This is a genomic window from Rothia similimucilaginosa, assembly GCF_029850875.1.
GTDB lineage: Bacteria > Actinomycetota > Actinomycetes > Actinomycetales > Micrococcaceae > Rothia.
The window spans coordinates 21,114-47,010 of sequence record NZ_JAOVAM010000011.1 but is presented as its reverse complement, the minus strand read 5'-3'; the positions used below and the strand labels follow the sequence as shown (position 1 = coordinate 47,010).

Sequence of the window (25,897 nt, the reverse complement as noted above, 5' to 3'; positions counted from 1 at the left end):
TTAGGCACCTGGATAGTTTGCACCCGTCATATGCACTGCGTGCCCGCTCCGCTGGTGCTCCGCCCAAAAGCAGGGGCACCAGCATTCACAAGTGTGCTTTCTGTTACTTTTCCTATCCAGGGCTTGCGCGTTTTGCAAAAGCGTAGTAAAGTTTTATTCGTTGCCTACGCAATGCGTAGAAAACATAGCTGGAGGATTCGCCTAGCGGCCTATGGCGCACGCCTGGAACGCGTGTTGGGTTAACAGCCCTCGGGGGTTCAAATCCCCCATCCTCCGCCACCGATCCCCGGTCTTAGATTCTAAGACCGGGGATTTTTTACGCCCCTTGGTACTATTTCTTCAGAACCCCACGGTTGCACGTGCCGCCGAGGCTCCCCATACCTGTAGAAAGCACCACTATGATTTTCAAAAAAGTAGGCGACAGTCGCCCCTACCCCCAGCATGGCATGACCCACGCCGACTGGGGAGGAATCCCGCCGCAGCAGGTGCGCCTCGACACCCTCATCACCACCCAAAAAACCCTCAACCTCGAGACCCTACTTGCCGCAGACTCCACCTTCTACGGCGACCTCTTCCCGCACGTGGTCAAATGGGGCGGCGAACTCTACCTCGAAGACGGCGTGCACCGCGCACTGCGTAACGCCCTGCACCGCCGTGCCGTCATGTACGCGCGCGTACTAGACCTGGACTCCATCTCCCCGGCACTATTGTCCGGCGCATAAAAACCCACCCGAATACAGAAAATGCCGCGGACCGATACAAAGAAGCATTAGGCCCGCGGCATTATATGTAGCTATTCAGCTCGCTAAACCCTTAGGAAGCAACCTTCAGGTTTACCTCCTGCACAGGCGATTGCTCTGGCAGGGACTCCTGAGAATCCAAGCGAACTGGGGCACCTTGAGCATCAAAACGGGCACCCAAACCCATCTGAATAAAACGAATTGTGCTCAGAATCTGGCGTTCACGAGTCTCCTCATCCGGCGCGTCCTCCGCACGGCCCGCACTTGAGGAGAGGGAACCGTGCACGAGCATCGCCAGTTCACGAATATCGTTCTTCGGAATGTAGTTCTCAGCAATGGCGGCAGAAAGAATATGCGCCAACACCATCTGCAGCTCGTGCACGTGCTTGCCGAGCTTCGCATAGGACTCGGGGGAAAGCATGGAACGCATCGCCGGGCCCGGAGGCAGGTGACGGCGCGCCAAATCGTTGATCTGCAGGCGAACGTAGACCGCGAGCTGGTCAATCGGGTTCTCGATACCATCCAGGCCGACGCGCAGCTCGTTGAGGAAGCGTTCAGTCTCGTCCAAGGCGTAGGCGACCAGCAGTTCGCCCATGTCAGCGAAGTAGTTGTAGACCGCGGTGCGACCGATACCGGCGTTCTTGGCGACGTCGGTCATGGTCAGGCCGGGCAGGCCGCGGGTGTAGAGGATCTCGCCGAAGGAGTCGAGAATGGCACGCTTGGTGTTCTCACGCTGGGCGGCGTTGGTTGCTGCAGAAATACGAGGCATAGTGACACTCTACCCCAAACCGTCAGTAAATGACGAATTGATTAAATGTGTCACCAAGAAATTTGCGCGCGCCGCATAGTCAAAAAACGGATGCAGACGCGGAATATGCGCATTCAGCTGCCGCTGGTTACGGTGCCGCCACCTCCGCGCTCGCCGTATAGAGCCCCGAACCAAGCGGCGCACCGAGGCGCGTAAAGTACGCCCAGCCCCCAGTGGGGACGCCACCTGCCCGGTATGGTGAGCACCGGTACCGTGAACTCCGCTGTGACGAAATCTGCGGCTCAGACTCTTCATACCTCCATTGTGTAGGTGTGAGGGTTCCGCCTCCGCTGGGATAAGGCGGTTCCGCAAGCACCCCACACCGGGTAGCCGGGCGCATATAGCGTCCACACTCTTGAACGAAGCCCATAAACCTGCCGCCGGCACGGCATATATGTACTATTAGATAGGCTCGGGTGGCAGACGAGCTGGTGAACCCTGCCCTGCATTGCAGGCTTACCACCACGCGTGAAGGCTCGTACCTTACGTGAAGAAACACATCGCATGAAGAAAGACTTGGGGAAAGTAATGGCTAAACCCGTTAGCGAATCTAAGGCTCAGGCGAGCACCGTTAAGGTGCCCTGGGCTGGTCGCCGCGGCTACTTTGATCTGCTGCTGGGCGCATCCTGTGTCATCCTAATCATCTCGAATATTGGTGCAACCAAGGGTGTGGAGTTCGGTCCGCTACCCTTCGAACTGCCTCTGATTGGTTCGACCATTGTCACCGATGGTGGTTTCTTTCTCTTCCCGCTCGCTTACGTGATTGGCGACCTTCTTTCTGAGGTGTACGGCTTCAAGCGTGCCCGCCGCGCGATTGTGGCGTCCTTCAGCTCGGCTGCTTTTGCTGCCCTATGCTTCTTGCTGATCGTGCACCTGCCCGCTGCGAGCTTCTACACCGGCCAGGAGGCATTCGCGCAGGTTCTTGGCCCGGTCTGGCAGATTTTTGCGGGCTCCCTGCTCGGTTACCTCTTCGGTCAGACCCTGAACGCCTGGGTCATGGTGGCAATGAAGAAGGCATGCAAAGGCCGTTTCCTGTGGCTACGCATGATTGTCTCCACCCTGGTTGGTGAGCTACTCGACACCCTCATCTTCTGCTCCATCGCGGCACCGGTGCTCGGCATCGACACCGCGGAAGCATTCATCAACTACGTACTGATTGGCTATATCTACAAGTGCCTGGTCGAGGTGCTCCTCATGCCGATCAGCTACCCGATTATTGGTTGGTTCAAGCGTCACGAACTCGAGTACGTGGCGTAAGCTAACCTCCTTATAGCTGATGTGCAGAGCCGCCCGGCCTAATGCCTGGGCGGCGTTGCCATTTCAGCTTTATTCAATACACAGCATGTCTAAGAAAGAGATACGTTATGTCTAAACTGCAGGGGAATACCCCCGAGCAGTCGGAGAAGAACGACTCATTGAATCGTTCCCTCTCCCACGGCCAGTTGACCATGATTGCAATGGGCTTGGCGCTGGGTACGGGCCTGTTCCTGGGGTCCTCCTCAGCCATTAAAATTGCGGGCCCCGGTGCAATCGTCTCTTACGCTATTGGTGCGATGATTGCGGCAACCATTGCTGCGTGTGCGGGTGAAATGTCTGTGCGTCACCCCGTCCAGGGCGGTTTCGGCACCATTGCGAGCCGATACCTGAACCCCTTTAGCGGCTATCTGACTCGCTGGGCATATTGGGCATGCACCGTGCCGCTGGCTGGTGCTGAGCTGGTGGCGGTTGGCCACTACATGGCGTACTGGTTCCCGGATGTTCCCCTGGCCGTATTCGTCGTTCTCTTCGGGGCAATTATTCTGGTGCTGAACCTGGTGAGCGTGAAGTCCTTCGGTGCCCTGGAGTTCATGCTCTCTTCGATTAAGGTTTCTGCCGTCATCGTGTTTATGGTGATTGGTGTACTGCTGGTGTTCGTGGGCCTGCCCGGCCACGCCGCGGCGGGTACCGCAAACCTCGTGAATGACGGTGGCTTCCTGCCCAACGGCCCGGCCTCAATCTGGATTTCGATGGCTGTTGTCATGTTCTCCTTCGGTGGTGTGGAAATGATTTCTCTCTCGGCAGCGGAGGCGAAAGACCCAGCACGCTCGGTGGCAACCAGCGTGAAGGCCATGATTTGGCGCCTGTCCACCTTCTACGTGGTGTCTATGGCAATTATTCTGTGCCTGGTGCCCTGGCAGACCGCCGCACAGAACTCGGCGCTGACCGAGTCGCCGTTCGTGCTCGTCTTCTCTGAACTGGGTATCCCCTTCGCGGCGGACATCATGAACTTTGTGGTACTCGTTGCTGCGCTCTCTGGCGCTAACGCCTCCCTGTACGCGGCAACTCGCCTGTTGCACGCCCTGGGCTCTGACCGTATGGCTCCTGCAGTGGCTGCACGCACCTCCTCGCGCGGCGTGCCGGTGGTGGCTCTGCTCATCTCCTTCACCGGTGTTGTCGTAGCGACCGTGATGGCTGTTGCCAAGATTGGCGATATCTTTGCGCTGCTCATGGCGCTGGTGACCCTGTGCATCCTGGTTGTGTGGGTCATGATTCTGCTGACCTACCAGGCGTACAAGAAGGATCAGAAGGACGCTTCCTCCTTCACCGTGCTGGGTGGCCGCGTCACCGCAGGTCTGGCTCTGGCGGGTGTTCTGGCAACCCTGGCGGCAATGTTCATGCTGCCCGGCTCGGGCGTTCAGGAATCCATCATGGTCGGTATCGTCTTCTTTGTGCTGATTTCTATTGGCTACACCATCTCCTCGAAGGTTCAGGGCGGTTATGAGCGCCCCGATCTGGACGCTATGCACGCCGACGAGGACACCAGCGCGGCGCAGCATTAAATTAAATAGCGTGAAAGCCTCGCGAGGCTAAAACATAAAAGACACCGGATGGGGGAGTACCCCCGTTCGGTGCCTTTCGCTTGTGTGCTCTAGACGGTGACGTTCTGAGCGATGGGAGTGTGCCCGTAGAATAGTTAACTATTCGTACCCGTCAACGAGACTAGAAGATGCAGAAGTCGGGTGCGAGCACACATTGCACATCACGCCCCTTAAGGCGTACTGACGGAAGGCACCTTCGTGTCCCACAACGACGATACCCGCAGCCACGCTGCATCGGGGACCGCTGGATCACGCACCCTGAAACGTTCTCTGTCCCACGGACAGATGACCATGATCGTGATGGGTTCTGCGCTCGGTACGGGCCTCTTCTTGGGATCGGGCACCGCCATTGCGATGGCTGGTCCTGCGGTCATTCTCACCTACGCTATTGGTTCTGCGCTTGCTTCGGTGATTGGTGCGGCAACCGGTGAAATGGCGGTTCGCTACCCTGTCCGTGGCGGTTTCGGTACTATTGCTACCCGCTACTTGGGCCCCTTCGCGGGCTTTTTGACTCGCATTGCCTACTGGACGGCGACTGTTCTGATTGCCGGTGTTGAGCTAGTATCGGTGGCTACCTACCTGAATTATTGGTGGCCGCAGTTGCCGCTGTGGGCTGGTATTGCTGTGTTTGGCGTGGCGCTGATTGTGCTGAACCTGACGAGTGTGAAGTCTTTCGGCATGCTGGAGTTTTTCCTCTCGTCCATTAAGGTCATTTCGATTGTTGCCTTCCTGCTGGTGGGCCTGTGCCTGATTTTCTTCGGTCTGCCCGGTCACGCTGCGGTGGGTACCGCGAACCTCTTCAACGACGGCGGTTTTATGCCGAATGGCCCCCAGTCGGTGTGGCTGTCGCTGGCTGTTGTGATGTTCTCCTTCGGTGGTATTGAGATGATCTCGATCTCCGCTGCGGAAGCGAAGGATCCTTCTCGTTCGGTGCGTTCCGCAGCGAAGGCGATGATGATCCGACTGGCAACCTTCTACGTATTGGCAGTTCTGATTGTTGTGGCTGTTATTCCCTGGCGTTCGGCGTCCGGTCTGGGCGATGCGGTGGAAGCTTCCCCGTTTGTTCTGGTCTTTGAGCAGCTGGGTGTGCATGGTGTGGCGCACTTTGTGAACTTTGTGGTGCTGATTGCAGCGCTGTCGAGTGCGAATGCGAACCTGTACGCGGGTGCGCGTCTGATGCACTCGTTGGCGGCTGACGGCATGGCGCCTCGTCAGCTGGCTCAGGTGAACCGTGCTGGCGTTCCGGCTCGTTCGGTATGGCTGTCAACCAGCGGTATGGTGATTGCTATTCTGCTGGCTCTGTACAGCCCAAAGGAAGCGTTCCTCTCCATGATTTTTGTGATTATGGTGTGCGCGCTGACCGTGTGGGTTCTGATTCTTTTCGCTTACATCGTGTACAAGCGTGTTGAGCCAGTAACTGATGGTTTCCGACTGTGGGGTGGCCAGTTCACCGCGGCGCTCGGTGTTCTGCTGCTCTTCGCGGTGTGGATTGCGCTCTTCATGGTGCGTGGTTCCATGGTTCCGGCGATCGTGGGCGTGGGGTATTTTGTGGTGCTGAGCCTGCTGTACTTCGCTCGTATTCGCCACACTCACGTGATTGATGAGCAGACCTTCGTGGAGGCTCAGCAGGCAACTGCCGAGTACGACGCCATGAAGTATGACGCTGATCATGCTCTGGAGACTGCGGCAAAGCTGGGCCGTTAAGGTTCTGTAGCTGCCGGGAAGGCTTGTGTTGGGGACTGCTGAGACTCCAAGAAGGCAATAAACGAAAAATACGGAAAATCTCTGGAATTGCTCGTAATAAAACCGTAAAAATGCCGTTGACCCTCAGAGCGGGTCTATCATAGACAGTGAACCGTATGATCTTGTATGCGTTCAAATGTCTGTGTGTTGGATGAGGCTCGAAAGCATCGTAGCTTTCGAGCCTCATCGCTTTAACCCACCAAATATATTTCTAGTACCCGAATTATCATCAGCTGATTCATTTGCTGTACCTTGCGGATTCGTACGAATACCCCCTTCACGGCGGCGGGGGGGTAGAGTTAAAACCATGCAAAGCCACGAAAAGAAACGCGAAAATACCCCCGAAAAGATTCCCACCTCTGAAGCTGGCACCACCGACGAATTGTTGGTGTACGTACCCGCACGCTGGGGCGATATGGACGCCTACGGGCACGTCAACAACGTTGCCATCCTCTCGGTCATGGAAGAAGCCCGTGTGGCGCTCTTCGGTCCGCCGCCGTCCTCCGGGCAGAAGCCTACCGTGGCACCGCAGCCTCCGATTCCGCTTTTTGACTTGGTTACCGAGGGCGTGCAGGCGCTCATTGCCGAGCACAGCATCCGCTACCTGGCTCAGCTGCCCTATACCGGTGAGCAGGTGCCGGTACGCCTGAGAGTGGAGAAGGTCAGTGCCGCATCTGTGCGTATTGGCTACTCGATTCTCTCCCCGGTGGACGGCGGTGAATGTGTGCGTGCTTTTACCGTGCTGGCATTCTGGGACTCCATTGCGGGGCGACTGACTCGACTGACCCCCGAGCAGCGTGAACTGCTGAGCTCCTACCTGCCGGAGAAGTAGAGGGTGCTCCGCTGTAATAGAATGGTATTGAACGGGGATAAACGTATGTTTTAAAGACCTTCTGCAAAGGAAGCAAAAGGTATTCCCGGGAGAGATAACAATGTCGTTTTACCACGCTCAGTGAGACCCCGCCGGATGAGGTCGCCGCACGATGCGTGCCACCGGATGCGCCGCCGCCCTACCCGCTGTACCCTAGAGGGGTCATCCTGCGGGTTTCTAAGATACCGTATAGCTAGCTCACAGGTAGCGTCTTTAGAATACTGGTTAGGAACCCGAACCGATGACGCAGAAAGGTCACTATGCACCCGGCACAGAATTACGCTACCCAGACTTCTACCCAGGCTCGTTCTACTACGCTCCGCACCTACAGTCCCGTAGCACTCGGTGCCACGCTGCTGCTGACGATGTCGGCATGCTCCGGTGCCGCCACCACCGCCTCCCCGAGCGCCACCGGAATCCCTAGCCCCAGTGCTACGAGCGCGAAGGCGACCCCCAGCCCCACTCGCACCGCAACGGTCACTGAAAGCACTCCGACTGCCGGTACTGTGCACACCCCCACCGCGGCGGCTACCGTGAGCCCCGGAACCATCACTACCGTAAGCCCGGTAACGACTGCTCAGGCGAACGCGGCGGCATCGGCTAAGGCGAATATTTCGGCGAGTGAAGTGGCGAAGGCGTCGAGCACCGCGAGTCTATCCAGCTCGGACGTTCAGTCTGCGGGCGGTAGCTGCGGCAGTATGGACGCTACCGGCTACCTGAAGCATAATGCGACCGTGCAGGTAGCCTCTGGCGCGGTGGATTGCCTGTTTGCGCGTGAGCTGATTCGCCAGTTTGTGGTGCAGAACCCCGCAGAGGTGACCGATAAGGCGAATGGTGAGCGTACCGTTATGTCGGCGCGCTGCTACTGGAAGCCGGGTGACGGCGCGGATCGTGCAACCCCCGAGTGCGTGTCCCTGGATGGTGGCAGCACCGTCATTACTGTAAAGCTGACCAACTAGTTTACGACTCACACCCGGCTAGGCGCACCCCCGGCAAGGCACGGGTATTACACACAAGCGCCGCGTTGACGAATCATTCGTCAACGCGGCGCTTTAGTATTCCCACTTGCAGGCGGGCAGAATTAGAGCTGGTGCGAGTTAGAACTCTCCGCGAGCGCGGGCGGCAAGCACATCATCCAGGCGGGCGAAGGTCGAACGCCAGGTGGTGCGCACCTCCTCGTGGACCGAGGCGGGCATGGGGCCAATCTCAATGACGATGCGGGTACCGGAACCCACGCCGTCGGCGGTAATCACGGTTTCGGGGAAGAAACGGTGACGCTGGTACACCAGCACGCTACCGGGGTTGCCCAGGTGGTCGGGCAGTTGCTCGGCGTATTCGAGCTCCTTGAACGGTTCAATGCTCAAAAAGCGGCTCTGCAGAATGCAGGACACCGAGGGGTCAACCTCGTTGATCATGGACAGACGCTGCAGACCGCCGACGACGGGCTCCACCACAACGTCGGTGGGGCGCACATGCCAGCCGGCAGGGCCGTACCAGCGGACCAACAGTTCGGGATCCAGGTAGGCGCCGAAGATATCCTCGACCGAGGCTGCGATCTCGTGGTCGAAGACGAGAAGCTCCTCATCGGGAACATGAGTGATGCTCATAGGGTTCTCCTTAAACGGGTTGAAGAGCGGGTTTAGGGCTTCTTGCCGGAGTAGTAGTTGCCGAGGAACTCGTCACGGTACTCGAAGTAGGTGCCGTCCTTGATGGCTTTGCGGGCGTCGTCCACCATGCGCACGATGAAGCGCTCATTGTGGATGGAGGCGAGGGTGGCCGCCAGACGCTCGTCCGCCTTGAAAAGGTGACGCAGGTAGGCGCGAGTGTAGTGGGTGCAGGTGTAGCAGTCGCAGCCCTCGTAGATGGGCGAGAAGTCCGCCTTGAAGCGCGCGTTGGTGATGTTGTAGCGGCCGGTGGGGGAGTAGAGGGCGGCGTTGCGTGCCACGCGGGTGGGGGAGACGCAGTCGAAGGTGTCTACACCGTTTTCGATGCCGACGAAGATATCGTCGGGTTCGGAGATGCCGAGCAAGTGGCGGGGCTTGGATTCGGGCAGCTCTTCGGCGCACCAGCGCACGATGGTTCCGAGGTTTTCCTTCTCGAGCGCACCACCGATGCCGAAGCCGTCGAAGGGCATGGAGCCGAGGTCCTGGCATGCCTTGCGGCGCAGGTCCTCGTACTGTGCACCCTGAATGACGCCAAATAGTGCCTGGTAGGGCTTGCCCACGCGCTCTGCGGTCAGACGCTGGTGCTCAGCGATGCAGCGCAGCGCCCACAGACGGGTGCGTTCGAGCGCCTCCTCCTGGTAGCCGCGGGAGTTGTAGAGGGTGGTCAGCTCGTCGAAGGCGAACATGACGTCGGCACCGATCTGGTGCTGAACCTGCATGGACACCTCGGGAGTAAAACGGTGAATTGAGCCGTCAATATGCGACTTGAAGTTCACGCCGTCATCGTCAATGTGAGCAAGGCGTTCCTTGCCCTGTGCCACGTCGTCGTCACCGAGGGGGCGGCCGTCGGCACCCTTAGCGTCCGCGACCGTACCCATGTCGATCACCTTCTTGAAGCCGGAGCCCAGGCTCATAACCTGGAAGCCGCCGGAGTCGGTGAAGGTGGGACCGTCCCAGTTCATGAAGGCCCCCAGGCCGCCTGCCGCGTCGAGGATTTCGGGGCCGGGCTGCAGGTACAGGTGGTAGGCATTGGAGAGCAGAGCCTGAGCGCCGAGCTCCTTCATGGATTCGGGCAGGACCGCCTTGACGGTTGCCTTGGTGCCCACGGGGGTGAAGGCGGGGGTCTCGATCTGTCCGTGCGGGGTGGTGATAACACCGGTGCGTCCGCGGAACTGTCCGCCGTTGGCTTCTACACGTTCAGCGTTGGGGGATGCGGTGTCCGCCAGGCGGCTGGTGATAGCGAAGCCAAAGTCCTCGGTGGGGAAAGAGTTATCTAGAACGCTCATTCTTCTCTCGATTGTTTGCTTTCCGTCTGAATGTCTACACCCTAGCCTACCGGAAAACCCCGCCTCTCTTGCCGGAGGCGGAGTTCACGAGATTTCAGCTCAGGGTAGCTGATCTTAGCCAGCGAAGTCGCCGAGCATATCTACGGTTGGCACGAAGAAGAGGGTGCCAGTCACCGCGGTGCTGAAATCCAGTAGACGGTCGTAGTTGGCGCCATCCACTCCCATGAACATGTTCATGAGCATCTTCTGAACGGTCGAGAAGGTGCTGGCGTAGCAGATGAAGTAGGTACCCAGCTCGTTGTTGCCCACGGTGCCGAAGGGCATGTTATCGCGAATGACCTTGAAGTCGTCACCGATATTGGCAATAGCGGAGTGCGAGTTGGTGGGCTTCTCGTCCTCGCTCATCTCGATGTCGTCGTGCTTGGAGCGGCCAATGACCTTCTCCTGCTCGGAGACGGGCAGGGCATTCCACGCGGTCATGTCATGGATGTACTTCTGAACGAACTGGTAGCTGCCGCCCTTGTACATGGGGTCGTTGTCACCGATGAGGCCGAAGTATTCGCGTGCCGCGGGGGTCTGCGGGTTTTCGGTGCCGTCCACAAAACCGATAATGGAGCGGCCGTCCCAGTAGCGGAAGCCGTGTACCTCATCCACGCTCTCAGCAATATCGCGTAGAGTTGCAGTAATAGCGGAGGCCATATCGTAGGCAACGGACGGATGGGTCGTGCGGATGTGGAAGTGCAAGTCGCCGGGAGTAGACACTGCGGTGTACTTGGGGCCCCGAATCTCCTCGAACTCCACGAGTTCCTGCGGCAGCGGCTTGGGCAGGTCCAGGGCCAGCCACGCGCTGTGGCTGATACCCAGCACAATGCTGGCATTCTCGGGCGAGTAGCGGTTCGCGGCGGTGTGGTTAAGGTTAATGACGAGCCCGCAGAGGTTCTGGAACCCCTCAATGAGCGCGTCCTGAGAGATACCTTCCTTGAACTTCCAGACCATGAAAATGGTGTTAGTGTTCGGGCTGGCAGTGACCTGTTGTGATTCTGAAGCAAGCATAAAATTCACCGTACGCCCGTGTGTACGCCCCTGCAATGAATCCACCCCTAACCTTCTGCGCTGAACGGAGAAGATGAGGGGTGGGGCAAAGAATCGTAGGTTTTTAGAGGCCGTGGGAGGCGAGGTGACGCGCATGTGCCAGGCGTGCCGCCGTCTCGAAAATAGTCCACGCCTGCACCTGAGTGGACAGCTCCACCGGCGCACCGGGCTTCACAACCTTGCTCATCGGCTCGGTGAACCGCGGGGAGAACTGCACGAGCGCCTTACCGCGAATCTCATTCGGGTCAATGCCGTACTCGTTCATCGGCAGGTTGGGGTCGAACTCGCGGCGGCCCTCCCACAGGGCGCGTGCGGTTGAGTACACCAGGGTCGAGGCGAGTATTTGAGCCTCGTCACTGAGCAGTGGTGAAGAAGCTGCCACGCCTAGGTAACGCACAAGAATGCCGGTGAATAGGCCGCCGTCACCGTCACCGTGCGAGATGAGGATGCGGCCGCGCACACCGGAGAGGAATTCTACCTCTTCGGTCATGTGCTTGACGATGCCGACGATGAGACGCTCGGCGCGTTCTGCAGGGTCCACCTCGCAGGGTACATCGGATGCGGCGAGGCCCAGTAGGGCGCCCAGGGCGGTTCCCTGGTTGTAGGTGAATTCGCTGTGCTCGTATTCGTACTTGTCGCCGCGCACGTTTACACCGTCAATATAGAGCGAATGCTCTGCATCCCAGAGGGTTTCGTTCATCCAGTCCATGAGTGCGGCGGCAGTCTTCGGGTCGCCTGCACGCGCATACGCCAGAGCGGTTGGCGCGGTCGCTGCAGCATTTACAAAATCACGCTTGGACTTGCGCCAACTCATGCCGCCCACCGAGGAGAAGCCCTTTGCTAGCTGCTCAAAAAGAGCTGCGCCAGCGTCCTGGGCGGCAACGTCAGTAGCGCCGGTCAGGTCAATGCAGAAGGAGTTCATGCGGTCCACCGCGAGGGTCAGCCACGCCATATCGTCAAAATAATCGTTGGCGAAGCGGCCGTAGTTACGCATGTTAATGCCGCGCAATAGTGCGCGGGCGCGGTGCAACTGTTCCTGGGCGGCAGTCATATCGCCCTCACGCAGGTGACGCTGACCGGCATCAATCATGCAGTCCAGCAGGTGCGCCTGCCACCAGTAGTGCCAAGTGCTCAGACGCTGGCTCAGCGGGCGCGGGTCGGGAACCTGCACCGAACCGATGAGGGCGCCGGGAACACCGAGGATGCGGTGCACGAAGGTGTCGGTGACGCTGTCGGCTGCGGTAGCAGCCTGCGAGGAGGTGCGCTGGGCGTACTCGCTAATCGACTCCAGAGACTGCTCGTTGTGGGAAGGCGGCTGGAATTTCATGGACCCTCTGTAGTTGTGGTGAAGTATTACGTCTGAAATTATCCCACTTTTTGCCCTCTGAGCGCCTGAACACTGTGGGGTGGGCTCTCGGGTGTGATCCCTTTTCGAGAGCCTGCCGAGAAGACACAATGCGGGGAACGGGGTGAACGCCACTCAAAAACGAGTTAGGCGGCGGCCAGTGAACGCCCACTGTGTAGGTCAACCCGCTCGCCGGTGATGGGGTGTTCAAAGTGCAGGCTGTACGCCAGCAGCTGCAACGGGTACTCGGGACGGTCTGGGGTGTCGGGCAGCACCTGCGGGTAGAGCACATCGCCCAGAATGGGGGAACCCAAAAGGTTCAGGTGCGCCCGTAACTGGTGGGTCTTACCGGTGTGAGGCTCGAAATCATAGAGCGCCCATTCTTGTTTTTTGTTCAGTGCAGGTTCGGCACGCCACCCCTCAACAGCCTGCGCGCTCGGGGTGAAAGTCCGCAGAATCTTTACGGTCGTTAGCGTATTCGGCTCCACGCCCTGTGCCGCACACTCTTGCTCGGACAGCTGCTGAACCTGCAGCTGATCACGAATCTTCTGAATCTGCGAACGCACCTGCAGTCCCTCCGTACTCAACGCCTGCTCGGCGGCGGTAACATCGGAGGGAACCGGCGCCACAGCGCGGTAGGTCTTCGACGCCTGACGATGCTGAAACATCATCTGGAAAGGGCGGCGCGCCTGAACCGTCTTAGCAAAAAGCAGTACGCCGGCGGTTGGGCGGTCCAGACGGTGAATTGGAATCAGCAACGGGTTCTGCTCACGCACCCGCAGCTTGGTTAGCGCGGTCTGCGCAATATAGGAGCCGCGCGGGGTGGTCGGCAGAAAATGCGGCTTATCAATCGCCAGCACGTGCTCATCCTCGTAGAGCACCGGCATATCGGAGGGTAGCTGCGGCTCATCGGCAAGCTCACGGAAGTACCAGATGCGCTCGCCCGGCATGTACGGGCTATCGCTGCTCAGAATCGTGCCGCCATCCAGACGCACCTCACCGGTATTGAAACGGGCGTGAATAATCTGCGGGTCGTTTGGGTAGAAGCGCGCAACCAGATAATCCGCAATGGTTACCGGAGCTGCATTGTTCGGGGTGAGCTCGGCGGGGAGCTCCTCCAAGAGTGGCAGGGTTAACTGAATCGGGTCGATACCATTCTTCTGAGTCAGAGGAGGGGTCAGTAGGCGGCGATGCGTGCGGCGTGCCGGTTTTGCCTGATAGGTGGCATCGGGCTGTATTCTCTGCTGTGTATCGGGGCGTGCGTTAGGCTGTGTACGTGCGGTGTTCTGTGTGGGCATGGCTCTACTCTACCGCCTGAACCTTATCACCTGAGCGGGGCTGGGGTCGAGGTAAGCTGAACCGGATTGCCTGCTGATGAGGCAGACAGAAATATTGTCGTGGGTTTGATGTGCGGTTGGGGAATACAGTTTTGTCTGACACTCATGAATGTTTGTGCGAATATGTGGAACAAAAAACGAAAACTTCACAAATTCTTGAAATTATCGGACATTTAATTTAAAAAACTGCATTATTTTTGCAAAAAACAGCGTTTAAGTGCGGTATTTTCGAAAATACTGTCAAATCAGAAACTAATAAGCCTCAATTTAGCCCCTGTGGTTTTTCTAAGTATAAAAGATGTAAAGCAATTAAAGACCTGCTAAGCTAGGCAACCTACGTCATAAAAGCCTTAATAAAGACTGAAATTACCCTTAAAGCGGTACGATTAAGAAACAGAAGTTCGATATTTCGAACGAAGGGGTCGAAATGGGACAGAAACAGCGCAAGGGCGCACAGATTAAAGGAAAACCCCAAATTACAGCGGTGCAATCGGACAATTCCAAAGCACCGGAAAATGCGATAGGAGAGGGTATGGAACATTCACAAAAGAATGCGGAGCCTCGCACCGGTGCCCTGCGTATGGACCCGCACGAACGCGAAGAGCAAATTCTAAAAATTGCTGCAGAACATTTCGCTCGACGTGGCGTGCTCGGTGCCTCCATGAGCGCTATCGCCCGCGATGCAGGCATTACCCGCGCTCTGCTCTACCACTACTTCCCCGGCAAGGACTCCCTGGCGGCAGCCGTCACCCGACGCGAAGCCAACTCAGTCCTTGAGGCTCTTGGTGAGCATCACGAAAACCCCGAGGAAGCACTCCGCAGGGCGTTGCGCACCTACTTCCTCGTTGTAGCCGGTGTCCCCACCCCCGGTGGGGAGGACTTCCCGAACAACCCCACCGACTACCTCGAATGGATGCTTCAACGTACTGGTATGCCGATTAATGACCGCACCCGCGTCATTCTCGGAGGCTGGTTGCAACTTGTCGACTACTTCGCCCTGCACGTTGTGCAACTCAACCCCCGCGATCAGCGTACCGTTCGCTCCCGCGGGCTCGGGCTCGAAGAAGCCATCGACCTGTGCCTGGGTGCCGTTGACACCCTCACCGGTGGCTACTAGCCGACAATTCTGAAGCTATTAGGGGAGCGCCCTAGACTTCCCGCTCCGATGTTTGGTTATGTGCTCCAGGGTGAAGATGCCGTGGGCATCCGGGTAGTTACTCCTCCGCCGCGCCGCTTGCGACGTGGTGGATTCCGGAAACACCACCCGGTTCGTGAGTAGGGAAACATAATGCCCCGTACCCCCTCCGTGAGGGTGCGGGGTATTATGATGCTCAGGTTGAGGGTGAGAGAAATAATTCAATCTGATGCTAAGCTTGAGGTTCTGCTCAGCCTAAATGGAACGGTGTAGCGACAGGCCACGAACCGTTGCGTAGAAACCCTGCGCCTGCAGTGCTGCACGCAGTGCCTCCACCGGATGCTCCATAACCTCGCCGCCAGAGATGCCCAGTGTAGATGCGCCCGGTGTGGATGTATCCAGTGTGTGGGTGTTCAAAAGCTCCACATCGTTGACCTTCTCCACCGAAATCTTCTCCGCACCAACGGCAGACACCAGGCGCGCCAGGGCGGGGGCTGCCGCCTCCAGAAGTATCGGGTCGGTGGTAAAAGCCAGCAGGGTCTTCGCGCCACGCTCCACATACAGCACCGGTGCGCCGTCCACCAGTACTACGCAGGCGCCCGCCTTGCGTGCCGGGCGGTGCTTGACGACTCCCGCCCCCTCATGCGCGAAGGAGGGAATCGTGGGCCAGCTCAGCGCCGCACCGTACGGGTTCGCCGGGTCGGTTGCTGCCAACAGGGTCACCGTGAACGTGCCGTACACCTGTTCCGTATCTGTACGCTGCGGGGTGTAGGCGCTCGCACCAAAACTCTGTGGACCTGTGGGAACGCTGAGATTATCGGCGGTAGAACGCAGCAGGTCCACGGTTGCGGGGGCGGCGAACTGCGCCGCACCCAAACCCTCAATAAAGTAGCCGCGACGTACCAGCGCACGATCCTCAGCCGCCGAATAAATCCGGTACAGTTGCGAGAATCCGCCGGTAGAATCCTCCACCTGCAAGCATCCGCGAGTCAGCACACCGTAGCGGTCCAGTAACAGGTCGGCGCGTGCGAGTGCCGCAACCGTTGCCTCTACAGGCTCCTGTAGCAGCGTGTCCACGCGTGAGAAGCGACCGCTATCCTGCGGGGCAACAGTGGGAGTGATGGTATGGAGCCCGCCGCGGAGGGAATTGTTGCGCAGGGAATGCAGACCGCGCCCGGTGGCAGGCGCAGAGTAGCCGCCGGAACCATAATTGCCAGCATTGAAACCGCCCGCCATGCCGTTACCCATGGAGGCGCGTGCCGCCGCAATACGACCCGCACCGCGGCGACCTACCCGCGACAGACGCGCGGCAGCCGCCGGAGTCGGATGCGCACTGCGGACACCGGCAAGCATCGCCCGAACCGGTGCGAAACTATCGTTCGTCACCGCACCAGCCCACACCAAGCGCCACAATGCCGCCGAAACCTCCGCAGCATCCGGGAAAGTCACTACCTGACCAGCAGGTGCCGCCGCCCTCATCAGCTGCACCACCCGCTCACGCAGTGCCGACACGAACAGGCCGCCGTGAGCCAGCGCCTCATAGATGGCGTGCTCGAGCGTGCCCGGAGCCTGCAGCGCCTCCCAGAGCTCCGGGTTCTCCGTGCGCAATAGCTGCTCCGGGTAGTCCTCACCCAGAGTCAGCGAAGAACTCTCGCTCAAATGCAGGCGAATCCAGCCGTCAGACTTCTGCGTGCTACCCCCGCCGAGCTGACCGGCACCGGTGAAGAACACCCTGCCGCTGGCCATGACCTCGTCCAGCATGTGCGGCTGGTAACCGGGCACGCGTGCTGGAAGAATCAGCGTCTCCAGTGCAGAAGCCGGTACGCGCACACCCGCGAGCTGGTCGATGGCGGTGAGCAGATCCTCCGTGGTGGAGGCGGAATCCTGGCCCGCATGAGCGATGCCGTTTTCTGCACCGTTCTGTGCTATCGGGGTGAGTGCCGCCGAGTTGAGTGCCATCGGGTTGGGCGCTGCCGAGCCGAGGGGTGCCACCCTCTCGCCCACCACAGCGGCGGCGCGGCGGGAGGGTATGAACGCACCATAGGCGCTTGCCTCCGGTAGGGTCTGCGCAACCCGCACAGATAAAGAACGAACGTTCTGCCACGAAGGTAGGAAAATGCCATAGACCTGCGCCGATACCGGCTCAATCTCCTCACGTAACGCTGCCAGAGAACGGGCGCGAATCGTGCGCAAAACCTGCGCATCCACCCACTCAACACCAGCCGTCCCGGAGGCACGCAACACCTCGGGCAGGAACTCACCAGAGCTCAGACGGCGCTGCTGCTGAAGACGCTGCAACACCGGAGCCAGCACACCCACACCCACCGGGGTCAGACGCGAAAAATGCTCCGCCGCCTGCTGCGCCGTAAAGGGAATATGGGTGCGCGCATAGCGAGAAACCAGATCCTCTAAAGGCTCGGCGACCGGCTCCAACAGGGCAGTAGGAATCGCCGCGGCGGGCATAATACCCAGCCCATCGCGTAGGCGCGCGGCATCCTCAACCACCGCATAGTACAGCTGCGGCTCGGCGGAACTACCGGCAGCTCCCATGAACGAGAACGCGCGACGTGAGCGCACCAGCTCCTCCGCTAGGGCATGCGCCTCAGTCGTGCTGGCGCGCGCGCCGTACTCCTCGCCGTAGTGTTCAGAGTCCTCGGACTCGCCGAAATCTTGCGAACCGTGCGCCGCAGCCTGCAGGCTGTCAGTCCGCATACGCAGACTCAACTCCTGCGCGCTCAACGGACCCAGCTGACGTAAAAGATCCGCCACGCCCTCCACACCGTAGGCACGATAACGCTCACCTGTGCGCTGCAGACGCTGCTGAGTCTGCACCAGCACCGCCGGATCCAGCAGGTCACGCAGACCGCTCGACCCCAGCAATTCAGCCAGTAGCGCGGGGTCCAGCGACAGCGCGGCGGCGCGGCGTTCGGCGGCGGGCGCATCCCCGTCGTAGAGGTGCTCGGCAACGTACTCAAAGAGTAGAGTTCTTGCAAAAGGCGAAGGGTCGTTTGTCTCAACCTCCAGCATGGACACCGCCCGAGACTGCAACGAACGGTGTACCTGAACTAGCGCCGGAACATCGTAGACATCCTGCAGACACTCGCGTGCCGTCTCCAAAAGCACCGGAAAGTCAGGGTACTTACGCGCCACATCCAGCAGTTGCGCAGCGCGCTGACGCTGCTGCCACAGCGGGGTGCGTTTACCCGGATCACGGCGTGGCAACAGCAGGGCACGCGCCGCATTCTCACGGAACCGAGACGCAAAAAGCGCTGAATCGCCCACGCTTTCAGTGACGATTGCCTCCAGCTCATCCGGGTCGAAAAGGAACAGGTCAGCGCTGGGTGGCACATCCTCCATGGCGGGCAGGCGCAGAATCAAGCCGTCATCGCTCGCCATGACGGAGGCATCCACCCCGTACCGCTCCTCAATGCGGGCGCGTACCGCTAGAGCCCAGGGCGCGTGCACCCCGTAGCCGAGCGGTGAGTGTAGGATCACGCGCCAATCGCCCAGTTCGTCGCGGTGCCGTTCCACGATCATGCGGGTGTCGGAAGGGACCGCCCCGGTGGATTCGCGTTGCTCACGCAGGTAGGTGAGCAGGTTATCAACCGCCCAGGTGTCCAGTCCGAGCTGTTCGAGCTGCTGGCGGGCGGCGGCGCTATCGATGGCGTCCAGGCTGGAGAGCGCGCGCGTGAATGCACCCGTCTGCACGCCCAGGGCGTAGGGACGGCCCATGCGGTCGCCGTGCCAGAAGGGTAGGCGCGCGGGCTGACCGGGCGCGGGGGAGACCCGCACCGCATCGTGCGTAATTTCTTCAATACGCCAACTGCTCGCGCCGAGAGTAATAACCTCGCCGGCGCGGGATTCGTACACCATTTCCTCGTCGAGCTCACCCACACGCTTCGGGCCGCGCTCTTCATCGCCGCTGACCAGGTAGACGGGGAAGAGCCCGCGGTCGGGAATTGTGCCGCCGCTGGTGACTGCGAGGCGCTGTGCGCCCGGGCGGCCCTCAATACTGCCGGAGGGCGCCTCCTCGGTGGGGGTGCGGTCCCAGATGATGCGTGGGCGCAGTTCGGCGAACTCGTCGGAGGGGTAGCGTCCGGCGAGCATTTCGAGCACGGAGTCGAAGAGGGCGCGCGGCAGTTCGGCGTAGGGTGCGCTGCGGCGTAGCGCCTCGTACCAGGAGTCCACGCTAATGGGTCCCAACGCGCAGGCGGCGACGGTCTGCTGTGCGAGTACGTCCAGGGGGTTGGTGGGGATGGTGAGCGGTTCGAGGGTTCCGCTACGCATTCCGGTGAGTGTGACGGTTGCACCGAGCAGGTCGCCGCGGTGCTTGGGGTAGAAGAATCCGCGCGAAATTTCCCCCACGCGGTGTCCGGCGCGGCCCACGCGCTGCAGTGCGGAGGCGACTGAGGGAGGTGCGGCCACCTGGATTACGAGGTCCACGTGGCCCATGTCGATACCCAGCTCCAGGGAGCTGGTAGCGACGACGCAGCGCAGGGTTCCGCCCTTGAGTGCCTCCTCGATGAGGGTGCGTTGTTCCTTGGATACGGAGCCGTGGTGTGCGCGGGCGAGCGGTGGTACCTCGGTGATGTCGCAGATGCCTGCCGTGTAGTCTTCGGGGTCGATTCCCTGCTTTGCGAGGACGCGGCGCAGGTGAATATCGTTGAGTGCCGCGGTGAGCTTTTCCGCTAGTCCGCGCGAGTTAACGAAAACAATCGTAGAACGGTTGTTCTCAATATGGTTGACGATGCGCTCCTGCACACGCGGCCAGATGGAGGTCTCGGGGCGCTCGCTATTGGCTGTGTCTCGCAACGCCTTTTCGTGCAGCGCCCCTTCTCGCAATACCTCTTCCGAAACGGTGAGCGTATTTTTGGGCGCGGCGTTATCGCCCTTTCTCGCCGGGTTTGCCTGTCCGGTTTCTTGACCGGTTTCCTGTCCGGGGAATACGCCAATGGCATCTTCCAGGGTGTAGGGCACGTTCACCGGGGTATTTGCTGCGCTAGAGGTAGGGTGTGCTGTGCCCCGCGGTGAGCCGGTAGATTCTGAGCCCCCGCCGCCCGTTACCTCCGAGGATGCGTAGAGCCCTTGCCCGTAGTCGTTGGCGCCTCCGAGCGCCGCCATATTGGGTACGGGCACGCTCAGGCGCAGATCCCATTCTTTGGTGCCCGGGTGGCTCATGATGGTCACCGGCTGAATGCCGCCGAGGAACCGGGCGACTGTCTCCGGGTTTTCGATGGTTGCGGAGAGTCCAATGCGCTGTGCGGGCTTTTCGAGGAGCGCGTCGAGGCGTTCGAGGGAGACCGCCAGGTGTGCGCCGCGTTTGGTGGCGGCGAGGTTGTGAATCTCATCCACGATCACGGTGGTCACGCCCGCGAGGGTGTTGCGGGCGGCGCTGGTGAGCATGAGGTAGAGGGATTCGGGGGTGGTGATGAGAATATCGGGCGGGTTGCTGATGAGCTGGCGGCGTTCGCGTGCGGGGGTGTCGCCGCTGCGCACGCCCACGCTGATGTTCGGTTCGTCTGTGTTGTTTCCGCTCAGGCGTGTGATTCCGGTCAGCGGTGCGCGCAGATTGCGTTCAACATCGGCGCCGAGTGCCTTGAGGGGCGAGATGTAGAGGATGCGCGTGCCGCCTGTGGTTCCGGCTTCGTGTTCGCGGTGCAGGGCGTCGAGTGCCCAGAGGAAGGCAGCGAGGGTTTTGCCGGAGCCGGTGGGGGCAATAATGAGGGTGTTGTTGCCGTTGCGGATGCTCTCCCAGGCGCATTCTTGGGCAGCGGTGGGTGCGCTGAAGGTGGCGCGGAACCAGTCGCGTACGGGGGCGGAGAAATGGGAGAGTGCGTCGGTCATGTATCTATTATGGCGGGGTTTATGGTGTGCACCTCTTGAATTGTTGGGGGCTGGGGGGAGGAAGATGTGCTTGACAGGGTTTCTACAGAGCATGTAATGTTTTACCCGTAAAGTAATCGACCGAGGGAACAACCAAAAGGAGCCTCACCATGACCCGCCTGAACGAAGAACAGCTCATCAACCTCTTCCACGAGCCGCGCACCGCCTCCTCCTTCACCGAGGAGCCCGTCACCGACGAGCAGCTGCGCCGCATCCAGGAACTGACCTTCTACGGCCCCACCGCCTTCAACAACCAGCCCCTGCGCATCACCTGGGTCAAGAGCTCCGAGGCACGCGAGCGCCTCGTCGCACACCTGGCAGACGGCAATAAGGCAAAGACTCAGGCGGCACCGGTGACTGCGATTCTCTCCGCAGACGCAAACTGGGTAGAGCACGCTGACACCTTCAACCCCAATGCTGCCGGCTTCATCAAGAGCTACTACACCACTGAGGAGCTTGCCACCCCCGCCGCTGAGCTGAGCGCTCACCTGCAGGCAGGCTACTTCATCACCGCAATCCGTGCCCTCGGTCTGGATGCTGGCCCCATGACCGGCGCAGACTTCGTCGGCATCAGGAAAGAATTCTTCGCGGACAATGCCGAGATCCCGTTCCTGATCGTCAACCTCGGTCACGGTGAGGGTCCCGCATACCCGCGCGGTGCACGCTTCAGCTACGATGAGGTTACTCGCTCTCTCTAAGCGAGCGCCTACGGTATAGCTAAAGCTAAACCCTAGATTTAGACTTATAGATAGTTCAAGGGCGGTTCTCCCATCATGGGGAACCGCCCTTGAACTATAGGTCCACAAGAGGTGCCAGAGTATTCACACCTGCAACGGGCGCGTTAGCGGGCACCAAACTGACCCACCGACAGCTGCGGAACAGATGAGGAACAAGCGGTAGTATCCAGCGGAACAATCACGCCGCCGGAACCCGAGGGAAGACCCACCAGAAAACCCTGAACCGGGCGGCTACCGCAATCATCACCGAAGCGTGCCGGGTACACCGAACGCAGTACCGCGGTGGTGCTATCGCCGGGGTTGAGGGTTACGCCTGCAGGGTTCATATACTCGTCGGAGGTGGATGCCTCACGACCAATCCAGGTGCCTGAAGGACCCGCATGTACCACACGCGGGTAGCCGCGCAGGGTGCAGGAAGAATCCGAAGAGTTCTGGAAGTACAGGGTATAGTTTCGGGCGCCGGGAGAGCCATTTCCAATGAATACTGAAATGTTCAAATCATCCAGATCGCACTGGGTCGGGCCCTCAGCAACAGTATTGCTGGAGGAGCTAGAGGATTTCTTCGACGAGCTCGAAGAACCCGAGGAGTTCGAGGAACTACCTGAAGAGTTGGAACCCGACTGTGAAGACGAGTTTGAGCTCTTCTGAGAATCTGCAGAGTTGTCTGACTTATTCTGATCGGAACCCTCGCGGGAGGACTCAGAAGAATGAGAGTCAGAGTTCTGCTCAGACTTGTGAGTCTCGGTGTGGGAAGAAGACTCGGAGTGTTCAGAGGAAGATTCGTGGTTCTCCGCCTCGGGGGAATTCACCACGGTAATGGAGCCCGGTGTCACCGAAGCGGTAGCCCCGTCAGAGGCTACTCGAATCGTGCCGGGCTTGACCGAAGCTGATGCGCTCGGATTTGCTGAGGTGCCTTCAGCTTCCTGACCGGCCTGGGACGCGCCGCATCCACTGAGCGCGAGCGCGCAGCAGAGGAAGGTGGTTGATGCGAGCACCTGAGCCGATTTGAACATAGTTACATCGCCGCCTGCATTTGGATTTCTGCTCCGTCCATACCGGGGGCATACTCGACCTGGCAGCACAGGCGAGAGTACTCGTTTGCAACATCATCGACCATGTCGAGCAGATCCTGCTCAGCTTCGGTGCGTTCACCGGAAGCTTCGAAGTGCTCGGGGTCGATGAAGCCGTGGCAGGTAGCGCAGGATGCGTTACCACCGCAGGTTGCGAGGACCGGTACGCCGTTAGCCTGGAGGGCTTCCAGGAGGGTGTGGTGGTCTTCCCACTGAATATCGTAGTTTACGCCTGCTTCGTCAGTGACCTTAATCGTTACGCCCATGCGTTCTCCTTCTTCTGTAGTGATGCGTTTCTATTGTAGAGGTAGGGACTGTTATTCACCGTACTTTGTGGTGTATCCCCAACCCTACCGTCACGCATATCACGGGAACGCAGAATAATTTTTATGCTGAATAGCATGTCTGTATTGTTCCCAGTCTACCGCTTAAAGCCCTGACAGCGCAGGATATAGGCATATATGAATACTGCCCCCAGATGGAAAGACATGCTGGGGGCAGTATAGAGAACCGGCACGTAGGCTCGCTTTAATGGTGACGAAGACCTACTCGGATTCCTTCTCCGAGGTCTTCTCGGTGTCCTGCGTGTCTGCGCTGTGGTGATCGGCGTTCTGGACGCTTCCTCCGGGGCCGCGCACAATACCGCATACACTATCGCGCGGATCAGCGTAGCGCAGGTCGATACCGAAGGTATTGCGGATCTGGCGAGCCGAGTTCAGGTGCCAGCGCTGCGAATCCGAGGGGGTTACGGAGGTGACCGCCTTCTGACCCGGAGCCAGCTTCTCGTGGCGAATATCGTAGTGCTTACCGCCCATAGTGATGGTGAAGCCGTGCTCCTGCAGCAAGTGCACGAATGCATCCACATCGTGCGGGATCTTACGGCCGCGCTGCCTCTTGGTACCGCTCATCCTCGGCTGCGACTCGAAGGGGTTACGGTTGGGTGCGGTGCCGCGACTAATACGAACTACCTGCTGGTCGGAGTGCGAGAACTCTATCTGGTAGCCGTTGAGCGAGTACACGGTGCGGCTACTACCGGGAATCGGGCGGCGGTCCTCGGCCTCATCCAGGATGCGGGCAATGTACTCGCCGGTCAGTCCGAGCGACTTGAGCTGAGCCTGAGCCTCGGGGGAGAGCTGATAGCCTCCAGCGAGAGCCTGCAGCGGTCGTAGCGCGAGCACTTCGGCGGTCAGGGGGTTGAGCACCACCTGGTAGCCTTCCTCTTCATGCGTGTAGAGGGTAACTTCGCGGCCGTAGCGGTTCTCTTGTGCGCTTTCTTGAACCACCGTGCTTGCGGGGGATTCGATGATATCCAGAAGCAGCTCGTAGGTGAGCCCGTGGCGCATCATGTAATCCATTACACCGGGGAGCACACCGTAGATGCGGCGGTGCGGCGGCACGTCACCGTAGAATTCCTTCTCAATGCGCGCGGCAATACGCTGGTTCTCCAGCGGTACCTCGGTTAGCGGAATGAGGCGTTGGTTGGAGGGGCGAATCTTGGCGCGTGCGGCGGCGGGTTTGGGTGCCTGACGGTACGCGTCCACCAGTGCCTGCTGCTGCTCCATGAATTCCTGGGCAATGAGCGGTAGGAGGGTGAAGTAGAGCTCTGCTGCTTCGGGCTTGAGCGCGCCGTTCTCATCGAGCAGGGATGCGCCGTCCTTGGAGAGCAAATCCCACGGCTTATTGTTTGCAGTGCTATCTTCGGAACCCTGCTCATCGCGGTAGCTATAGGCGGCGAGGGAGGCAAGTTCCTGCAGACGAACGTACACCTCAAGAGGAACGGTGATCTGCTTAACGGACATTATTTTCCTCCTCGGTGGTGTTTTCTGCCTGAGTTACGCCATCTTCTGCCTGGTCAGTGGCATTTTCTGAGTCTTCCGCCTGCTGAGCCAGCGCATTACTGAGCTCTTCGAGCTGCGCCTTGCGCAGGGTTTCGGCGTGCAGGTGATGGAAGTCCGGGCTCTTCGCAAGAGCCATAACGGTCCGCTCATCGGGCGAAATTGCAATTTCCAGACCCTGTGCCGCGTAGATGCGGGTCCAGCCTTCAGCCATACGCACGCTCTCAGGGTTGCTCAGGGCATGAAGCATCAGGTCGAAGACGAAAGGCGGGTTCTTCTTCAAGAAGGTACGGGCGCGCTCGCTGAATTCGAGTTCCAGGGCGTTGAGCGAGTTGTATTTGCCGTGCGTCAGGGATACTTGTGCCGCTTCGTTGTATTCGGCGTCGTATTCGTCAATGACGGTAATGATTTCTGCGGAGGCGGTGTTAACGTCCACCCGGTAATCATCGTGAGTGAAGCGAATCGTCCAGTCGTTGAGTTGTTCTACCGCGCCTTTACGCAGGATGGTGCGCACGATCTCTTCGCTGATGTTTTCGCGTTCGAGGCGGGCACGCAGGCTCGGGCGCAGGCGGTAGCTGCGTTCGCGGTCCTCTTCGCTGATGCCGCGAGGCGCGGTCGGTTCAGTGGTTACCGGCTGAGTGGCGGGCGCGCTGATGGCTGCCGTAGCCGTGGGGATCGGGGCTGCGGGCTTCGGCTTGCTCGGCTTCGGGACACTCATCTCCGGGGCGGCGGGCGCACTCGGTAGGGGCTGGCTGAGTACGGGCAACTCTTCAACAGGTGCCTGCTCGCTAGATGCTTCCGTATGAGTAGCTTCTGCAGCTTCGGCAGTCTGTTGACGGGCACGCAGACCCTCCAGGTACTCTTCGATGCGCGGCGGACGGTAGGTTAGCGTGGACTTGCGGAACATGCCGGGGGAGGGAGCACCGGGAGTAGGCACTGCAGGCTTGGGGGCTGCGGGCTTCGGCGCTGCAGGCTTCGGCGCTGCAGGCTTGGGAGTGGCGGCTGCGCTTACCACGGCATCCTCACTGACTGCACCCTCGTTGGCCTCTGCAACGGGAGCCTCAGCAGTGGAGTCTGCGGTAGTTTCGGTTGCCTGCAGGTCGTTCTGTTCTTCTTTAAGAGGCTTGCTGTCGCTGGTTTTCTCATCGCCGCGTCGGAGGGCGGCAATGAGTTCCTGACGGGAAGTATAAGGAATGATTTCCTCAGGTGAGTCGATATATCGGGGGAAATTCTCGTAGAGAATCTTCGCCGCGGCCTCAAAGAGCTTTTCTGCGGTGGTGTTGGCGGCGGGTGCGCAAGGGCAGAGGAGTTCTTGGCGATGCGCGTCATAGAGGGACCAGTGGGCGCATCGTTCGGTGGGTGGGAAGTAATCGAGGGTGCCCAAGTCAGCAATATCAATGAGCGTACCTATCAGGGACTGCGGAATGGATAGCTGTGCCATAGTACTCCTTTGCGTTGTCTACTCTCCAACCTATGCGTGGAGGGTCCTCTTT

At 59.6% G+C, this 25,897-nt stretch carries 19 protein-coding genes and 1 tRNA gene; 9 read left to right on the top strand and 11 right to left on the bottom strand.

Going from position 1 to position 25,897, the window contains the following annotated elements; genetic code table 11:
• The first annotated feature begins 190 nt into the window (after window positions 1-190).
• A tRNA-Ser gene (locus QFX05_RS08100) sits at window positions 191-279 on the top strand.
• A 119-nt stretch (window positions 280-398) separates the two neighbouring features.
• Window positions 399-722 (top strand): type II toxin-antitoxin system VapB family antitoxin, encoded by a 324-nt coding sequence (locus QFX05_RS08095; protein WP_279742214.1) that lies wholly within the window; start codon window positions 399-401, stop codon window positions 720-722.
• A 91-nt stretch (window positions 723-813) separates the two neighbouring features.
• Here QFX05_RS08095 and QFX05_RS08090 read toward each other — a convergent pair whose 3' ends face one another.
• Window positions 814-1,509: a TetR/AcrR family transcriptional regulator gene (locus QFX05_RS08090; protein ID WP_279742213.1), complete on the bottom strand. Its 696-nt coding sequence runs from the start codon at window positions 1,507-1,509 to the stop codon at window positions 814-816.
• A 567-nt stretch (window positions 1,510-2,076) separates the two neighbouring features.
• Here QFX05_RS08090 and QFX05_RS08085 point away from each other — a divergent pair.
• The 5 genes from QFX05_RS08085 (at window position 2,077) to QFX05_RS08065 (ending at window position 7,979) form a co-directional block, all read left to right on the top strand.
• Window positions 2,077-2,805, top strand: coding sequence for a queuosine precursor transporter (locus QFX05_RS08085; protein ID WP_279742212.1), 729 nt, complete (start codon window positions 2,077-2,079; stop codon window positions 2,803-2,805).
• A 107-nt stretch (window positions 2,806-2,912) separates the two neighbouring features.
• Window positions 2,913-4,367: an amino acid permease gene (locus tag QFX05_RS08080; protein ID WP_279742211.1), complete on the top strand. Its 1,455-nt coding sequence runs from the start codon at window positions 2,913-2,915 to the stop codon at window positions 4,365-4,367.
• 237 nt (window positions 4,368-4,604) lie between these two features.
• Entirely contained in the window at window positions 4,605-6,110 is a 1,506-nt protein-coding gene (locus tag QFX05_RS08075) for an amino acid permease (RefSeq protein WP_279742210.1), read from the top strand.
• Between the two features lie 346 nt (window positions 6,111-6,456).
• Entirely contained in the window at window positions 6,457-6,981 is a 525-nt protein-coding gene (locus QFX05_RS08070) for an acyl-CoA thioesterase (RefSeq protein ID WP_279742209.1), read from the top strand.
• A gap of 299 nt (window positions 6,982-7,280) precedes the next feature.
• Window positions 7,281-7,979: a hypothetical protein gene (locus tag QFX05_RS08065; RefSeq protein WP_279742208.1), complete on the top strand. Its 699-nt coding sequence runs from the start codon at window positions 7,281-7,283 to the stop codon at window positions 7,977-7,979.
• 138 nt (window positions 7,980-8,117) lie between these two features.
• Here the strand turns inward: QFX05_RS08065 and QFX05_RS08060 are convergent, their stop codons facing one another.
• From QFX05_RS08060 to QFX05_RS08040, 5 genes are all read right to left on the bottom strand, one after another.
• Entirely contained in the window at window positions 8,118-8,627 is a 510-nt protein-coding gene (locus QFX05_RS08060; RefSeq protein ID WP_279742207.1) for an SRPBCC family protein, read from the bottom strand.
• A 32-nt stretch (window positions 8,628-8,659) separates the two neighbouring features.
• Window positions 8,660-9,970: a tRNA guanosine(34) transglycosylase Tgt gene (gene tgt / locus QFX05_RS08055; protein ID WP_279742206.1), complete on the bottom strand. Its 1,311-nt coding sequence runs from the start codon at window positions 9,968-9,970 to the stop codon at window positions 8,660-8,662.
• A 114-nt stretch (window positions 9,971-10,084) separates the two neighbouring features.
• Window positions 10,085-11,023: a Dyp-type peroxidase gene (locus QFX05_RS08050; protein WP_279742205.1), complete on the bottom strand. Its 939-nt coding sequence runs from the start codon at window positions 11,021-11,023 to the stop codon at window positions 10,085-10,087.
• A 103-nt stretch (window positions 11,024-11,126) separates the two neighbouring features.
• Entirely contained in the window at window positions 11,127-12,389 is a 1,263-nt protein-coding gene (locus QFX05_RS08045) for a glycoside hydrolase family 76 protein (RefSeq protein WP_279742204.1), read from the bottom strand.
• Between the two features lie 164 nt (window positions 12,390-12,553).
• Window positions 12,554-13,705 (bottom strand): pseudouridine synthase, encoded by a 1,152-nt coding sequence (locus tag QFX05_RS08040; protein ID WP_279742203.1) that lies wholly within the window; start codon window positions 13,703-13,705, stop codon window positions 12,554-12,556.
• Window positions 13,706-14,276: 571 nt separating this feature from the next.
• On the opposite strand from QFX05_RS08040, the gene QFX05_RS08035 reads away from it, so the two are divergent.
• Complete coding sequence (locus tag QFX05_RS08035) at window positions 14,277-14,861, top strand: TetR/AcrR family transcriptional regulator (protein WP_279742202.1); 585 nt, start codon at window positions 14,277-14,279, stop codon at window positions 14,859-14,861.
• A 273-nt stretch (window positions 14,862-15,134) separates the two neighbouring features.
• On the opposite strand, the gene QFX05_RS08030 is transcribed toward QFX05_RS08035, so the two are convergent.
• Complete coding sequence (locus tag QFX05_RS08030) at window positions 15,135-20,723, bottom strand: DEAD/DEAH box helicase (RefSeq protein ID WP_279742201.1); 5,589 nt, start codon at window positions 20,721-20,723, stop codon at window positions 15,135-15,137.
• A gap of 149 nt (window positions 20,724-20,872) precedes the next feature.
• Between QFX05_RS08030 and QFX05_RS08025 the strand changes: the two genes are divergently transcribed.
• Window positions 20,873-21,460, top strand: coding sequence for a malonic semialdehyde reductase (locus tag QFX05_RS08025; protein WP_279742200.1), 588 nt, complete (start codon window positions 20,873-20,875; stop codon window positions 21,458-21,460).
• Between the two features lie 143 nt (window positions 21,461-21,603).
• On the opposite strand, the gene QFX05_RS08020 is transcribed toward QFX05_RS08025, so the two are convergent.
• The 4 genes from QFX05_RS08020 to QFX05_RS08005 all read right to left on the bottom strand — a co-directional run bounded on the left by QFX05_RS08020 (window position 21,604) and on the right by QFX05_RS08005 (window position 25,845).
• Complete coding sequence (locus tag QFX05_RS08020; RefSeq protein ID WP_279742199.1) at window positions 21,604-22,512, bottom strand: DUF4232 domain-containing protein; 909 nt, start codon at window positions 22,510-22,512, stop codon at window positions 21,604-21,606.
• A 2-nt stretch (window positions 22,513-22,514) separates the two neighbouring features.
• Complete coding sequence (locus QFX05_RS08015) at window positions 22,515-22,835, bottom strand: 2Fe-2S iron-sulfur cluster-binding protein (RefSeq protein ID WP_005507166.1); 321 nt, start codon at window positions 22,833-22,835, stop codon at window positions 22,515-22,517.
• 279 nt (window positions 22,836-23,114) lie between these two features.
• Window positions 23,115-24,368, bottom strand: a complete 1,254-nt coding sequence (locus QFX05_RS08010; RefSeq protein ID WP_279742198.1) for a cell wall biosynthesis glycosyltransferase — start codon at window positions 24,366-24,368, stop codon at window positions 23,115-23,117.
• Window positions 24,358-25,845 (bottom strand): DNA repair protein, encoded by a 1,488-nt coding sequence (locus tag QFX05_RS08005; RefSeq protein ID WP_279742197.1) that lies wholly within the window; start codon window positions 25,843-25,845, stop codon window positions 24,358-24,360. Before QFX05_RS08005 ends, QFX05_RS08010 begins: the two co-directional genes overlap by 11 nt.
• Window positions 25,846-25,897: the final 52 nt, after the last annotated feature.

What these genes read in the sequence shown, in the direction of transcription:
- QFX05_RS08005 (WP_279742197.1), bottom strand. Translation starts at nt 25,845, where the DNA reads ATGGCACAGCTATCCATTCCGCAGTCCCTGATAGGTACGCTCATTGAT.
- QFX05_RS08020 (WP_279742199.1), bottom strand. Translation starts at nt 22,512, where the DNA reads ATGTTCAAATCGGCTCAGGTGCTCGCATCAACCACCTTCCTCTGCTGC.
- QFX05_RS08085 (WP_279742212.1), top strand. Translation starts at nt 2,077, where the DNA reads ATGGCTAAACCCGTTAGCGAATCTAAGGCTCAGGCGAGCACCGTTAAG.
- QFX05_RS08065 (WP_279742208.1), top strand. Translation starts at nt 7,281, where the DNA reads ATGCACCCGGCACAGAATTACGCTACCCAGACTTCTACCCAGGCTCGT.
- QFX05_RS08030 (WP_279742201.1), bottom strand. Translation starts at nt 20,723, where the DNA reads ATGACCGACGCACTCTCCCATTTCTCCGCCCCCGTACGCGACTGGTTC.
- QFX05_RS08025 (WP_279742200.1), top strand. Translation starts at nt 20,873, where the DNA reads ATGACCCGCCTGAACGAAGAACAGCTCATCAACCTCTTCCACGAGCCG.
- QFX05_RS08010 (WP_279742198.1), bottom strand. Translation starts at nt 24,368, where the DNA reads ATGTCCGTTAAGCAGATCACCGTTCCTCTTGAGGTGTACGTTCGTCTG.
- QFX05_RS08015 (WP_005507166.1), bottom strand. Translation starts at nt 22,835, where the DNA reads ATGGGCGTAACGATTAAGGTCACTGACGAAGCAGGCGTAAACTACGAT.
- QFX05_RS08035 (WP_279742202.1), top strand. Translation starts at nt 14,277, where the DNA reads ATGGAACATTCACAAAAGAATGCGGAGCCTCGCACCGGTGCCCTGCGT.
- QFX05_RS08070 (WP_279742209.1), top strand. Translation starts at nt 6,457, where the DNA reads ATGCAAAGCCACGAAAAGAAACGCGAAAATACCCCCGAAAAGATTCCC.
- QFX05_RS08060 (WP_279742207.1), bottom strand. Translation starts at nt 8,627, where the DNA reads ATGAGCATCACTCATGTTCCCGATGAGGAGCTTCTCGTCTTCGACCAC.
- QFX05_RS08040 (WP_279742203.1), bottom strand. Translation starts at nt 13,705, where the DNA reads ATGCCCACACAGAACACCGCACGTACACAGCCTAACGCACGCCCCGAT.
- QFX05_RS08050 (WP_279742205.1), bottom strand. Translation starts at nt 11,023, where the DNA reads ATGCTTGCTTCAGAATCACAACAGGTCACTGCCAGCCCGAACACTAAC.
- QFX05_RS08080 (WP_279742211.1), top strand. Translation starts at nt 2,913, where the DNA reads ATGTCTAAACTGCAGGGGAATACCCCCGAGCAGTCGGAGAAGAACGAC.
- QFX05_RS08095 (WP_279742214.1), top strand. Translation starts at nt 399, where the DNA reads ATGATTTTCAAAAAAGTAGGCGACAGTCGCCCCTACCCCCAGCATGGC.
- QFX05_RS08090 (WP_279742213.1), bottom strand. Translation starts at nt 1,509, where the DNA reads ATGCCTCGTATTTCTGCAGCAACCAACGCCGCCCAGCGTGAGAACACC.
- tgt (WP_279742206.1), bottom strand. Translation starts at nt 9,970, where the DNA reads ATGAGCGTTCTAGATAACTCTTTCCCCACCGAGGACTTTGGCTTCGCT.
- QFX05_RS08045 (WP_279742204.1), bottom strand. Translation starts at nt 12,389, where the DNA reads ATGAAATTCCAGCCGCCTTCCCACAACGAGCAGTCTCTGGAGTCGATT.